This window comes from Actinomadura sp. NPDC048021, assembly GCF_040653135.1.
GTDB classification, from domain to species: domain Bacteria; phylum Actinomycetota; class Actinomycetes; order Streptosporangiales; family Streptosporangiaceae; genus Spirillospora; species Spirillospora verrucosospora.
Genome location: NZ_JBEZJQ010000002.1, coordinates 219668 through 232530 on the forward strand (window position 1 = coordinate 219668; position 12863 = coordinate 232530).

Below are 12863 nucleotides of genomic sequence, written 5' to 3' on the forward strand. Positions count from 1 at the left end.
CTGCTCTTCTCCGAGATTTCTCCCGGAGGAGCGATGAATCGATGAGCTCCCCGCGGTACACACCTCGACCGATCGAAGTCGAGAAGGGGATCATGCGATGAACAGCGACGAGAAGGCCGTCCACGAGGTGTTCGAGCGGCTGTACCAGGCGTGGGGCGACGGCGACGCCGACGCGTTCGCCGACCTCTACGTCGAGGACGCGACCGTGGTGATGCCCGGCGTGTTCAACCGGGGCCGCGAGGCCGTGCGCGGCTTCATGGCCGCCGCCTTCGAGGGGCCGCTCAAGGGCTCCCGGGGAGTGGACGAGCCGCGGGACGTCCGCGTGTACGGCGACACCGCGATCGTCGTCAGCAGGGCGGGCATCATCATGGCCGGGGAGCAGGAGTTCCCGCCCGAGCGCGAGCGGCTCGCCACGTGGGTGCTGTCGCGCCGGGACGGACGCTGGCTCGTCGCCGCCTACGCCAACGCGCCCGCACGCTGACAGGGAGACCACCATGGACGAGGATCTCGACTCCTACCGGCGCGAGCTGCTGGTGCACTGCTACCGGATGGTCGGCTCGGTGCACGAGGCGGAGGACCTCGTCCAGGAGACGATGCTGCGCGCGTGGCGGTCCCGGGACCGCTACGAGCCGCGCCTGGCGTCCGTCCGCACCTGGCTCTACAAGATCGCGACGAACGTGTGCCTGACGGCGCTGCGGGGGCGGGCCCGGCGCCCGCTCCCGTCCGGGCTCGGGGCGCCGAGCGAGGACCCGGACGCGCCGCTGAGCCCGGCGTTCGAGGTGCCGTGGTTGCAGCCGTTCCCGGACGCGCTGCTCGACGACCCGGCCTCGCGCGTCGTGCGACGCGGCAGCCTGCGGCTGGCGCTGGTGGCGGCGATGCAGGCACTGCCGCCGAGGCAGCGCGCCGTGCTGATCCTGCGGGACGTCCTGGAGTTCGGCGCGGCCGAGGCGGCGGAGCTGCTGGAGACGTCCCCGGCCGCGGTGAACAGCGCCCTGCAGCGCGCCCGGGCGGGGGTGGCGGGCGTCGCGGAGGAGGAGGTCACCGAGCCGGACGACGCGGAGGTCGGCGCCGTCCTCGACCGGTACGTGAGGTCGTTCGAGGCGGCCGACGTCGACGGGCTGGTGGCGCTGCTGACCGACGACGCCGTCATGGAGATGCCGCCCGTGCCGCTCTGGTACCGGGGGCGGCGCGACTACGGGCGGTTCATGGCGCGGGTGTTCGCGACGGCCGGCACCGACTGGCGGATGGCGCGGACGTCCGCCAACGGGCAGCCGGCCCTTGTCGCGTACCAGCGGTCGGAGGGCGCGTACCGGCTGCACACCCTGCAGGTCTTCACCGTGACGCCGGGGGGTGTGGCGCGCAACGTCGTCTTCCAGGACGCGCGGGTGTTCGCCGCGTTCGATCTGCCGGAGATGTTCGGCGGATGATGTCGATTTCGGCGGCGCGGGTTCGACCTCCTTTCAGAAGCCCTGAAAGGAGCACCTCATGGACATCGCTCAGACGCTCACCAGCGGCGCCCGCCCGATCTGGCTGACCGGGGCCGCCGCGGCGCTGGCGGGGTCGGTCGCCACCGAGCTGTTCGGCCTGGCCGCCCGCGCGGCCGGCGTCCCGATGGAGGCCGGCGGCGTCGGCGCCGACGCCGCCGATCCGATCATGGTCGGGATGTTCGCGATGGGGACGGTCATCAGCACCTTCTGGGGGACGCTCCTCGCGATGCTCCTCGCGCGGTTCGCCCGGAGGCCGTCCCGGACGTTCGTCTGGGCCGCCGTGGCGCTGACGGTCCTGTCGTTCACGACGCCCGTCGCCGCGGGCGCCACGGCGACCTCGACGAAGGTGATGCTGTGCGCCGCGCACGTCCTGGCCGCGGCGATCATCATCCCGATGTTCGCCCGCCGTCTCCCGGCCTCCCGGGACTGAGCCGCCCCGAGTGCGCCGCGCGCTCCGCGGCGGCGTGCCACCAGGCCGGAGGGGAGGGACCGGCGGGCCGGGACGCGGGCTGGTCGGGGTGCAGGCCGAGGGGCCGGAGGGCCTCGGCCCGCACCTGGACGCTGTACCAGCCGCGCGGGCGCCCGTCGTCGTCGCGCCCGCAGGCGAGCCCTATCGTGACGTCGTCGGCCCGGAACGGCATCCAGTCGATGCCGCGGTCACGCAGTCAACGCCGGAGCGCGGCGGCGGGCGGCGGGCAGCCCTTGACGTTCTCGTAGGCGGCGACGGTGATCCACGCGTTCATGCGCCCATCATGCCCCGGCGGACCGGATGCGGTCGAGGACGGGCAGCGGGGACAGGCCGTAGGCGTAGTAGTCGACCGTGCCGGCGCCGGAGGCGCGGGCGGCGGCGGCCTTGGCGGACAGGTGGTCGGCCGAGGTCGTGTCGGGATGGCCGGGGCGCAGGACGGCGCGGAGCGTGGTGTCCGGCCCCAGGGCGGCCCGGTAGGCGGCCACGTCCTCGGCCACGCGGGCGGTGTCGTGGGCGTAGCAGAGGACGGCGTAGGACGGGACGGCCGAGCCGAGCGCCGCGGGGTCGACGCCGATCCGCCAGGCGGACGCGGCCGCCGGGGCGCCGGAGGGACGTCCGTCCGCGTAGCCCAGGACGGCGCCGGTGAGGTCGAGGAACGTCAGCCGGGAGCCCTCGGCGGTGACGGCCGCGGCGACCTCCGCGGCCAGCGACGTCACGATCGGCGAGCGGGCACGGGCGTACTCGGTGAGGACGTCGGGGAGTTCGGCGGCGGGCGGGCCGCCGTCCAGCACCTCCCCGACCAATCGCGCGGCGACTTCGCGGGCCTTTTCGGCGTCCGGGAGAAGGGCCAGGCAGTGCGGGCAGAAGCACAGGCCCAAGGCGAACTCGGCGGCAGGGCCGAGGTCCACGAAAGAGCGTTCGTGGTGGTAGCCGTGGCCGAACGTCCCGAAGTGGAGGGATTCCGCGACCACGGAGTCCACGCCTTGACGGGCGATGGCGCGGCCCAACGCGATGGCATATGCGCGGACGTCCGGGTGAGACGGGCATAGGTCGGCCGGCGCTGCACGGTCGCCGAAGCAGTTCTCCTGCGTGACGTCCGGGAAGGCCAGGCCGAGCGTGGTGTTGTGCAGGAAGACGCCCCAGCCGTGCAGTGCGATCCCAAGCGCGCGGGTCTCTTCTCTGAGCGCCCTTATGGGCTCCTGGTCGGCGCCCTTCTGCACCGGCGGCACCAGCCGGAGCCCGTCGAAGACATCACCCAGGGGAAAATGGACCCCGTCGTGGCGGAACGTGACGCGCGTCGTGCCATGCGGTGTCACGTCACGGGCGCGGTGGTAGGCGGCGCCGATCGTGATGGCCGAGACCCCGTGGGAGAGGATCCGCGCGGCGCCGGCGCCGCGCAGATCCTCCACCATGGCGAAGAGGGACGAGTCCATCAGCTCTTCTTGTAGGCCACGAAGTCGATCTCGACGAGGATGTTCATCAGCTGCGATCCCACGGTGGTGCGCACCGGGTAGGGCTTGGTGAAGTGCTCCCGGTAGACCTCGTCGTAGGCGGCGAAGTCGCGGTGGAGGTCCTGGAGGTGGACGGTCGACTTCACCACGTCGTCCAGGCCGAGGCCGTGCTCGGCCAGGATCGCGGCCAGGTTGGCGAGGGTCTGCCGGGTCTGCGTGGCGACGTCCGTGCCGACGATCTCGCCGGTCTTCGGGTCGAGCGGCCCCATCCCGGACGTGTACACGAAGTCGCCGACCACGAGCCCCTGCGAGTAGGTGCCGACGGGCGGGGCGGAGTCCGCGCTGCGAATCTCGCGCTTGCTCATATCTGTCTCCTTATCGGGTGACGTCGTTTTCCGCGGTCTTCAAGAGTTCCAAATCGGCCCGGCTGGGGAGGCCCTCCCAGTCGCCGCGGACGGTGACGGCGTAGGCGCCCGCGGCCGTGGCGGTGGCCAGGCGGGCGGCGACGGGCAGGCCGCGGACGAACTCGGCGAGGTAGCCGGCGGCGAACGCGTCCCCGGCGCCGACCGGGTCCACGACCGGGACCCGGTGGGCGGGCTGGACGTGCAGCCGCCCCTCGCAGAACGCGACCGCCCCGGCCGCGCCCCGCTTGACGAGGACGTCGCGGGGGCCGAGCGCCGCCAGGGCGGTGGCGAGCGCGGCCGGATCGCCGCCGGACACGACGAGGCGGGCCTCCTGCTCGGTCGCGAACACCAGGTCGGCGCGCTTGACCAGGGGGTGCAGGCGTTCCCCCGCCTCGGCGGGCGTCCACAGCGCCGACCGGTAGTTGAGGTCGAGGGAGACGGGGACGCCGGCGTTCCGCGCGGTCTCGACGGCGTCGTCCAGGGCCTGCCGGGCGGTGTCGCTGATGGCGGCGGTGATGCCGGTGACGTGCAGGACGCGCGCGGCCCGGATCAGGTCGTGCGGGACGTCGGACGGGCGGAGCCGGGAGCCCGCGCTGCCCGTCCGGTAGTACTGGACGCGGGTGAGCGTGCCCGAGCGGCGCTCCTTGAACAGCAGCGCGGTGGGCGCGGTCCCGTCCACCACCGCGTGGTCGAGCCGGACGCCCTCCCCGGCCAGCGCCGTGGTGATCAGCCGGCCGAACTCGTCGTCGCCGACGCGGCCGAACCAGGCCGCGCTGCCGCCGAGCCGCGCCAGCCCGATCGCCGTGTTCGACTCGGCGCCGCCGATGCCGAGGTCGAGCGAGCGGGCGTGCCGCATCGGCCCGACGGCCGGGTTCTCCAGCCGCGCCATGGTCTCGCCGAACGTGACGAGGTCGGGGCTCATCGGGGGGCCTCCTCCGGGGCGCGCCGCCCCGGGGCCGCCGCGGCGAGCAGCGCCCGCGCCCGGTCGGCCAGGGCGGTGAGGGAGCCGCCGTCGAGGGCGTCGCCGATGAGGGAGCCCCCGGCGCCGACCGCGACCGCCCCGGCCGCGATGTAGCCGGCGGCGGTGTCCGGGCCGATGCCGCCCGTCGGCAGCAGCCGCACGTCGCGGAACGGCTCGGCGAGGTCGCGCAGGTAGCGCGGCCCGAACGCGTTCGCCGGGAAGATCTTCACGGCGGTGGCGCCGAGGTCCCAGGCGCGGGCGACCTCGTTCGGGGTGAGGGCGCCCGGGTAGTAGCGCAGGCCCCGGTCGCGGGCCGCCTCGGCGACCTCCGCGCGGGTGTCCGGAGCGACGAGGAAGGACGCGCCGGCGTCCGCCGCGGCCTCCGCCTCCGCGCGGGTGCGGACCGTTCCGGCGCCGACCTCGACGCCCGCGGGCAGCCGGTCGCGGGCCGCGCGCAGGCCGTCCAGCGCGCCCGGGGTGTTGAGGGTGACCTCCAGGCAGCGGACGCCTGCGGCGACCAGCGCGTCCAGGACGTCGGCGACGCGGTCGGCGCGGCGGCCGCGCACGACCGCGACCACGCCGGTGGCGGTCAGCGCGGGTCCCGGCGCCAGGCGGGGGATCATGGGGTTCCCTTCTCGGAGGTACCGGTTCAGAAGTACGTGCGGATCAGGTCGACCACCGTGTGGTCGTCGTCCACGACGGGGATGACCTGCCATTTGTCGAAGGCCGTGCACGGGTGGGAGATGCCGAAGCAGATCAGGTCGCCCGGGCGCACGGAGGCGTCCCCCGTCGCGACGTAGGCGTGGTGGTCGTTGGTGTCGGTGACGCGCATGCCGTCCGCCGGGGCGATCGTCCCGTCCGGCCTGCGGATCCGCAGCGGGACGGGCAGGCCCGCGTCGTAGGGCGCCTCCCGCTTGCCCATCCCGGCGATCGCGAGACCGGGCTCCGGGACGGACGTGACCTGCGCCCAGATCTCCAGCGCGGCGTCCAGCGAGCCGGGGACGCGGGTGAACGGCGTCCGCTCGGTGTAGATGCCGTCGTCGTGGGAGACGTAGGCGCCGCTGCGCAGCACCACGGTGAGGTCGTGACCGGGCAGCCAGTCGCCCGCGAGCCTCTCGGCGACCTGGTCGAAGTAGGCGCTGCCGCCCGCGGTGACGACGACGTCGCGGGGGAGCAGCGGGGACAGCTCGACCGTCGCGTCGCGCAGCGCGCCGAGGTAGGCGCCGGCCGTCGCGACGTCCGGCAGCCCGCCCTCGTACCCGGCGACGCCGGCGAGTGCGGTGCCGGGGGCGCCGGCGACGGCGCGGGCGACGGCGGCCAGCTCCTCCACGGTGCGGCAGCCCGTGCGGCCGTTCGGGTGCCCGAGCTCGACGAGCACCCGGAACGGGCGCTCACCGGCCGCCGCGGAGATCGCCGCGACGCCCTCGGCGGAGTCGGCGTACAGCAGGAACTCCATGCCGCGGTCGACCTCGCCGCCGAGCCAGCGCAGCGCGGTCGGGTCGAGCAGCTCGTTGGCCAGCAGGATGCGGGGGACGCCGAACGTCCGGTAGGCGAGCACCTGGTTGGCGGTCGCGGCGGTGATGCCCCAGGCGCCCGCGTCCAGCTGGGCCTGGAACAGCGTCGGCGCCATGGACGTCTTGCCGTGCGGCGCGAACGCGAGCCCGTGCTCACGGCAGAACGCGGCGAGCGCCGCGATGTTGTGGTCCAGCGCCGACCGGCGCGCCACCATCAGCGGCCAGGTGAACGGGCCGTCGAACAGCGGGTGCCGCGCGGCGGCGAACTCCTCCAGGGGGACGGGCGGACCGGGCAGCCAGAAGCCCTTGGTCCGCCAGTCGACGTGCTCGCCGGGAATGGTGAGGCTCACGGCTGGTTCCCTTCGTGCGGGTCGTGGCGCGTTCTGTCGGGGCGGCGGCGGGACGGCCGGGACGAGCCCAGCACGCGGGAGATCTCCAGGCCCGCACGCTCGACCATCGGACCGACCTCCCGGACCCGCGCCGGCGTCATCCGGGACGTCAGCCCGGAGACGCTGAGCGCCCCCACGGCCCGGTCGGTGTGGTCGAAGATCGGCGCGGCGACGCAGCGGACCTCGGGCTCGTTCTCCCGGTCGTCCACGGCGTACCCGGAAAGCCGCACCCGCTCCAGCTCGGCGGCCAGCCGCGCCGGGTCGGTGATCGTCCGTTCGGTGCGCGCGGGCATCCCGGCCGCGACGACCGTCTGGAAGTCGTCCTCGCCGAGCCAGGCGAGGATGGCCTTGCCGACGGCCGTCCGGTAGGCGGGCATCCGCAGCCCGACGCGGGACGCCATCCGGACGTTGTGCTCGTTCTCGACCTTGTCGATGTAGACGACGTCGGGGGCCTCGTAGACGACCAGGTGGCACGTCTCCCCCACGAGGTGCTGGAGGCGGCGCAGCGGGTCGGCGGCGACCGACCGCATGTCGAGCGTCGACAGGTACGCCTGGCCGAGCCGCAGCGCGCCGTGCCCGAGCCGGAACCAGCCGGTCTCGCGGTCGCGGGTGAGCAGGTCGCCGTCGATGAGCGGCTGCGCGAGCCGCAGCACGGTGCTCTTGCTGATGCCGAGGTCGTCGGCGATGCGGGTCAGCGACACCCCGCGCGCGTCGGCGTGGTCGCGGACGTGGTCGAGGACGGCGAGAGCGCGCCGCAGCGACGACGACTGGTTCCTCGGTTTCGCCTGGTCGGTCGTCATGTGGTGCTCCCCGGAAGCAGGCCCCGGCGCAGGACGTCCCGCGCGGCGCGCAGGTGCCGCCCGGCGCGGGCGAGCGAGATCTCGTGGTGGCCCGGCAGCAGCATGTCGACCTCCAGCCCGGCGAGCCGCTCCAGGCTGGCGGCGTAGTCGGGGACGCGCGAGTCGTGCAGGTTCTGCAGCGAGATCCGCCCGCCGGTGAAGACGCAGTCCCCCGAGAACAGCGCGCGGCCCTCGGGCGCGTCGAGCAGGTAGCAGGTGTGCCCGTCGGCGTGCCCGGGGGTGGCGACGGCCTGGAGGGCGACGCCTCCGCCGAGGTCGACGCGCTCGCCGTCCGCGATGGGCCGGACCTGCGGGCACGCCGGGAACGTGTAGCCGTCCGGGTAGACCCCGGCGGCCTTGCCGCGGTCGACGCTGAGCTTCCGCTCGTCGCCCGAGGCGATCCAGTCGCTCGCCGGTGCCCCCGCGCGAACGGCGAGCCCCTCCACGCCGCGCGCCAGCCCCGCGGCCCCGCCCGCGTGGTCGGCGTGCCCGTGGGTGAGCAGCAGGTGCCGCTCACCCGTCGGCCCGGCCGCCGCGAGCATCCGCCGGGCGAACAGCCCGGCGGACACCCCGGCGCCCGCGTCGACCAGCGCCGCGCCCTGCGACCCCCGCACGAGGTAGACGTGGCAGTCGAGCGGGTCGGTGAGGTCGAACCCCGCGGCGCCGCTGCCGACGAGTTCGACGTGCTTCGTCAGCCTCATGACCGGCCCTCGCCGAGCGAGCGGACGGTGTCGGCGACGATTCGGGCGGCGAGGTCCACGTCCGCCAGCGCGACCGACTCGTCGGCGGAGTGGGCGTCGGCGATGGAGCCGGGGCCGAAGACGACGGAGGGGATGCCGGCGCGGGCGAGCTTGCTGGCGTCGGTCCCGAACGGCATGCCCTGGACGGCCGCGGGACGTCCCGCCGCTTCCAGGGCGCGGCGGAGAGCGGCCGGGACCGGGCTGGAGGCGGGCGTGTCGAGGGCGTAGTCGACGGTGAACGGCTCGTCGACCTCGATGCGGCCCGGGATGAGCGCGGCCAGCTCGGCGCGGTCGCGGCGCCACACGTCCAGGGGGTCCTCGCCGGGCAGGGTGCGGCGGTCGACGTCGATCTCGCAGCGGCCCGGCACGGTGTTCGGGCCCTCGCCGCCCCGGATCCGGGTGACGCAGCGGGTCGCCGTCCCGAGCAGCGGGTGCGGCGGGACGTCCGGCGCCGCCGCGCCGATGTGGTCGATCACGCGGGTCATGAGGGCGACCGCGTTGACGGCCTCGTCCGGCCGGGAGCTGTGCCCGGCCGTCCCGAGCGCGCGGACGGTGTAGCGGACGCAGCCCTTGTGCGCGGTGGCGGGGACGAGCCCGGTCGGCTCCCCCACGACGGCGCCGGCGATCGGCGCGTCCCCGAGGTCGGAGATCAGGCCGAGGACGCCCTGGTAGGCGTGCTCCTCGTCCACGACCCCGGCGAGGACGACCCCGAACGGCGGCGGGTCGCCGGCCGCCAGCTCGGCCGCCGCCAGCATGAACGCCGCGAGCGGGCCCTTGGCGTCGCAGGCGCCGCGGCCGTAGAGGCGGCCGTCCCGGATCGTCCCGGCGAACGGGTCGACGGTCATCCCGGTGGTCTCGACGGTGTCGAGGTGCGACTCCAGCAGCACCATGCGGGGATCGCGTCCCGGCACGGTCGCGACGACGTTGGGACGTCCCGGCAGCACCTCCCGGAGCTCCGCCTTCACGCCGTGCGCTTCAAGCCAACCGCGCACGTACCCGGCGACCGCGGCCTCCCCGAACCCGGGTCCGGACCCGGCGCGCGGGTTGACGCTGGCGATGCCGACCATCGCCTTGAGCAGCTCCCCCGAGCGCGTCATCAGGACCGCCGTTCCCGCGCGTAGGCGAGCAGCAGCGCGATGATCAGCAGGCCGAGGACGATCTGCCGGACGCCCTCCGAGACGTTCCACGCCGCCAGCAGCGCGGTCAGCAGCGTCAGCAGCAGCGCGCCCGCGACCGTGCCGAGGACGTGCCCGCGCCCCCCGAGGATGGACGTCCCGCCGAGCACGACCGACGCGATCGACAGGAGCTGGTACGGGTTGCCCATGGTGAGGGAGCTGGTGGAGGTGAACCCGAGCAGCACCAGCCCCGACACCCCCGCGAGCAGCGCGCACGCGCCGTAGGCGATGAACGCGGTGCGGGCGAGCGGCACGCCGGACGCGCGCGACGCGCGCTCCCCGTTGCCGAGCGCGAAGACCCACCGCCCGGCGCGGGAGGCGTGCAGCAGCCACGCGGCGACGGCGGTGATGCCGAGCCACAGGACGAACGCGAGCGGGACGCCCGCGACGCGGTCGTTGGCGAGGGACGCCAGCATCGGCACCTTCGCCGACTTCGGCGACCCGTTCGTGTAGACCAGCAGCGCGCCGGCGACGATCGTTCCGGTGGCCAGCGTCATCACCATCGGCGGCACCCGCAGCCAGGTCACCCCGGCGGCGTTGGCGAGCCCGACCAGCAGGCTCGCGGCGAGCGCGACGGCGACGCCCGCGGGCCCGCCCGAGCCGGACGCGACCTGCGCGCACACCACCGCCGACAGCGCGACGACGCCCGACACCGACAGGTCGATGCCGCTCATCATGATCACGAGGGTCTGGCCGACGGCGACGATGCCGAGGAACGCGGCCGTCTGCACCAGGTAGCGGACGCTGGAGACGCTGTCGAACCCCTTGGCGAACAGGATCGCGGCGAGCCAGGTCACGAGCAGCACGCCGAACGCCCAGGCGGCGCGGTTGTCCCGCAGCGCCGCCACCGGCCCGCGGGCGCCCGCGGTGCGCGAAAGCGCGGCCATCAGTCCGTCCTCTCTCTGGTCGCGAAGGTCTTGACGGCGATCGCCACGATCAGCACCGCGCCCTGCATGATCAGCTGGTAGAACGGCGAGAGGCCGGTGAACAGCAGCAGGTTGGTCAGCAGGCCGATGAGCAGCGCGGCCAGCACGGTCGCGCGCATCTGCCCGACGCCGCCGAAGAAGCTGACCCCGGCGAGCACCGACGCGGCGATCGAGTTGAGCGTGTACGGGGCGCCGATCGTGGCGTCCCCGGAGCCGGTCTGGATCGCGAGGCCGATGCCCGCGAGGCCGACGAAGACACCCGCGAGCGCGTAGGCCGAGATCTTCACCTTGCGGGTCCCGATGCCGCTGGCGTAGGCGCCGTGCTCGTTGCCGCCGACCGCGTACAGCGACAGGCCGAAGCGGGTCGTCCGCACGAGCTTCCAGAGCAGCAGCACCAGGGCAAGCGCCACGAACGGCAGCGCGAGGCCGTTCCAGCCGTTGTTGTACGCCTTGACCAGGCCGGACGGGACGCTCCCGCCGGGCTGGGGGAGGACCACCAGCGTGACGCCGCCCCACAGGAACGACGCCGCCAGCGTCACGATGATCGGCGGCAGCCCGGCGTAGGCGACGAGCACGCCGTTCGCTGCGCCGGTCGCGGCGGCGGCGGCCAGGGCCAGGCCCGCGGCGACCAGCACGCCGTCCTCGGCGCGGACGGCGAACACCGCCATCGCCAGCGACAGCACCGCGCCGAGCGACAGGTCGATGCCGCCGGCCAGCATGACGGTGCTCTGCCCCATCGCCGCCAGGATCAGCGGCAGGAACTGCGCCGACAGGATCGTGATCGACGCGGGGGTGAACACCTGCGAGTCGTAGTGGCTGTAGACGGCCAGCAGCACGACCAGCAGCGCGCCGAGGCCCGTCACGTCCAGGTTGCCGCGCAGCGCGGCGGAGAGGCGGTCAGGCATGCGCCACCGCCCCGGTGACGGAGGCGCGGACGAGCCGCTCCTCGGTGAGGTCGCCGCCGGAGAGCCGGTCCACGACCGCGCCCTCGTACATGACGGCGACCTCGTCGCACAGGCCGACGAGTTCCATGGTGTCTCCCGAGGTGACGAGGACCGCCACGCCGCTGTCGGCCAGCCGGCGGAGCAGGTGGTAGATCTCGCGCTTGGTGCCGACGTCGATGCCGCGCGTCGGCTCGGCCAGCAGCAGCACCCGCGGCTCCGAGGGCAGCCAGCGGGCCAGTGCGACCTTCTGCTGGTTGCCGCCCGACAGCCGGCGCGCCTCCTGCTCCGGGCCCGTCACCTTGATCCGCATCCGTTCGACGAGGTCGGCGACGAGCCGGTCCTCGGCCCGGCGGTCGACGGTGGTGAGCCGGCGGCCGGGCGTCACGACGCCCAGGTTGGTGAGGGACAGGTTCGCCCGGACGGTCTGCGCGACGTGCAGGCCCTCGACCTTGCGGTCCTCCGGGACGTAGGCGATGCGGCGGCGGATCGCCTCGCGCGGGGACGCCAGGCGCGCGGGGCGTCCGTCCAGGTCGACCCGGCCGGTGTGCCGGACGAGCCCGAACAGGGCGCGCAGCACCGCGCGCTGCCCCTGCCCCTGGAGGCCGCCGAGGCCGATGATCCGGCCGGGTTCGAGGTCGAGGTCGACGCCGGCGCAGGCGCCGGGGACGGTCAGCCCCCGCACGCTCAGCACCGGCCCGCCCGCGGGGACCGGGGTCGCGTCCCCCGCGGAGTCCTCGGCCGCGGTCCTCTCCGCGGCGATCTCCCGCTCGGAGGGGACGGCCGCGGCGTCGCCGGCCGCCGGGGCGGCGGTCCCCGCCCCGGCCTTCGGCGGGAACAGGTCGGACAGCTCCCGGCCGATCATCAGGTGCACGATGTCGTCGTGGTCCGTCTCGGCGCGCTCGCGGGTGGCCATGACCTCGCCGTCCTTGAGCACGGTCAGCCGGTCGGCGACGGCGAACAGCTCGCCCATCCGGTGGCTGACCATGATCACCGACGAGCCGGCGGCGCGCAGCTCGTCCACGACCTTGAACACGCAGGCCACCTGGTCGTCGTCCAGGGCGGACGTCGCCTCGTCCAGGATCAGCAGGCGCGGGGACGAGGCGAGCGCCTTGGCCAGCTCGACGAGCTGCTGCTGGCCGAGCGGGAGGCGTCCCGCCCGGGTCAGCGGGTCGGCGTGCAGGCCGACCCGCTCCAGCAGCGGCCGGGCGCGCCGGACCAGGTCGCGGCGCAGGACGAGCCCGCGCCGCGCCGGCCACTGGCCGAGGAACACGTTCTCGGCGACGGTCTGGTGCGGGTTGAGGCTGAGCTCCTGGTGCACCGAGCCGATCCCCGCGGCCCGCGCGCGGTGCGGGGACCAGTCGCCGGCCGGCGCGCCGTCGAAGACCACGCGTCCGGAGTCGGGCGACAGCAGACCCGTGACCAGCGAGAGCACGGTGCTCTTGCCCGCGCCGTTCTCGCCCACCAGGGCGAGGACCTCACCGGCGCGGACGTCGAAGCTCACCTCGTTCAGCACGCGGTTGCCCGCGAAGGACTTGGAGACCCGCTCGACGGCCAGGAGTGTCAT

At 74.7% G+C, this 12863-nt stretch carries 14 protein-coding genes; 3 read left to right on the top strand and 11 right to left on the bottom strand.

Features of this window, described 5'->3' with window-relative positions; translation table 11 throughout:
- Positions 1 to 97 precede the first annotated feature (97 nt).
- Genes AB0C87_RS04255 through AB0C87_RS04265 form a run of 3 tightly spaced genes read left to right on the top strand, consistent with a single transcriptional unit; the run spans position 98 to position 1917 of the window.
- A complete protein-coding gene (locus AB0C87_RS04255; RefSeq protein ID WP_345171560.1) occupies positions 98 to 481 on the top strand; it encodes an SgcJ/EcaC family oxidoreductase in 384 nt (127 codons plus the stop codon).
- 13 nt (positions 482 to 494) lie between these two features.
- On the top strand, positions 495 to 1427 hold the full coding sequence (locus AB0C87_RS04260) for a sigma-70 family RNA polymerase sigma factor (RefSeq protein WP_345171562.1): 933 nt from the start codon (positions 495 to 497) through the stop codon (positions 1425 to 1427).
- A 58-nt stretch (positions 1428 to 1485) separates the two neighbouring features.
- A complete protein-coding gene (locus AB0C87_RS04265; RefSeq protein WP_360361892.1) occupies positions 1486 to 1917 on the top strand; it encodes a DUF6069 family protein in 432 nt (143 codons plus the stop codon).
- 320 nt (positions 1918 to 2237) lie between these two features.
- Here the strand turns inward: AB0C87_RS04265 and AB0C87_RS04270 are convergent, their stop codons facing one another.
- The 11 genes from AB0C87_RS04270 to AB0C87_RS04320 are packed head-to-tail and all read right to left on the bottom strand — an operon-like array spanning position 2238 to position 12863.
- Complete coding sequence (locus AB0C87_RS04270) at positions 2238 to 3389, bottom strand: hypothetical protein (protein WP_360576491.1); 1152 nt, start codon at positions 3387 to 3389, stop codon at positions 2238 to 2240.
- The gene (locus AB0C87_RS04275; RefSeq protein WP_258940161.1) at positions 3389 to 3772 is read right to left on the bottom strand and encodes a Rid family detoxifying hydrolase; all 384 of its coding nucleotides are present in this window, start codon (positions 3770 to 3772) and stop codon (positions 3389 to 3391) included. The genes AB0C87_RS04270 and AB0C87_RS04275 overlap by 1 nt, the downstream gene beginning before the upstream one ends.
- A 10-nt stretch (positions 3773 to 3782) precedes the next feature.
- Positions 3783 to 4733, bottom strand: a complete 951-nt coding sequence (locus AB0C87_RS04280) for a sugar kinase (RefSeq protein ID WP_360576493.1) — start codon at positions 4731 to 4733, stop codon at positions 3783 to 3785.
- Positions 4730 to 5395, bottom strand: a complete 666-nt coding sequence (locus AB0C87_RS04285) for a bifunctional 4-hydroxy-2-oxoglutarate aldolase/2-dehydro-3-deoxy-phosphogluconate aldolase (protein WP_345171572.1) — start codon at positions 5393 to 5395, stop codon at positions 4730 to 4732. Before AB0C87_RS04285 ends, AB0C87_RS04280 begins: the two co-directional genes overlap by 4 nt.
- 26 nt (positions 5396 to 5421) lie before the next feature.
- Positions 5422 to 6636, bottom strand: coding sequence for an alanine racemase (locus AB0C87_RS04290; protein WP_360576495.1), 1215 nt, complete (start codon positions 6634 to 6636; stop codon positions 5422 to 5424).
- Entirely contained in the window at positions 6633 to 7475 is an 843-nt protein-coding gene (locus AB0C87_RS04295; RefSeq protein WP_345171576.1) for an IclR family transcriptional regulator, read from the bottom strand. Before AB0C87_RS04295 ends, AB0C87_RS04290 begins: the two co-directional genes overlap by 4 nt.
- On the bottom strand, positions 7472 to 8215 hold the full coding sequence (locus tag AB0C87_RS04300) for an MBL fold metallo-hydrolase (protein WP_360576497.1): 744 nt from the start codon (positions 8213 to 8215) through the stop codon (positions 7472 to 7474). The genes AB0C87_RS04295 and AB0C87_RS04300 overlap by 4 nt, the downstream gene beginning before the upstream one ends.
- A complete protein-coding gene (locus tag AB0C87_RS04305) occupies positions 8212 to 9351 on the bottom strand; it encodes a M20 family metallopeptidase (RefSeq protein WP_360576499.1) in 1140 nt (379 codons plus the stop codon). The genes AB0C87_RS04300 and AB0C87_RS04305 overlap by 4 nt, the downstream gene beginning before the upstream one ends.
- On the bottom strand, positions 9351 to 10316 hold the full coding sequence (locus tag AB0C87_RS04310; protein WP_345171582.1) for an ABC transporter permease: 966 nt from the start codon (positions 10314 to 10316) through the stop codon (positions 9351 to 9353). Before AB0C87_RS04310 ends, AB0C87_RS04305 begins: the two co-directional genes overlap by 1 nt.
- A complete protein-coding gene (locus AB0C87_RS04315) occupies positions 10316 to 11260 on the bottom strand; it encodes an ABC transporter permease (RefSeq protein WP_345171584.1) in 945 nt (314 codons plus the stop codon). Before AB0C87_RS04315 ends, AB0C87_RS04310 begins: the two co-directional genes overlap by 1 nt.
- Positions 11253 to 12863, bottom strand: coding sequence for a sugar ABC transporter ATP-binding protein (locus AB0C87_RS04320; RefSeq protein WP_360576501.1), 1611 nt, complete (start codon positions 12861 to 12863; stop codon positions 11253 to 11255). Before AB0C87_RS04320 ends, AB0C87_RS04315 begins: the two co-directional genes overlap by 8 nt.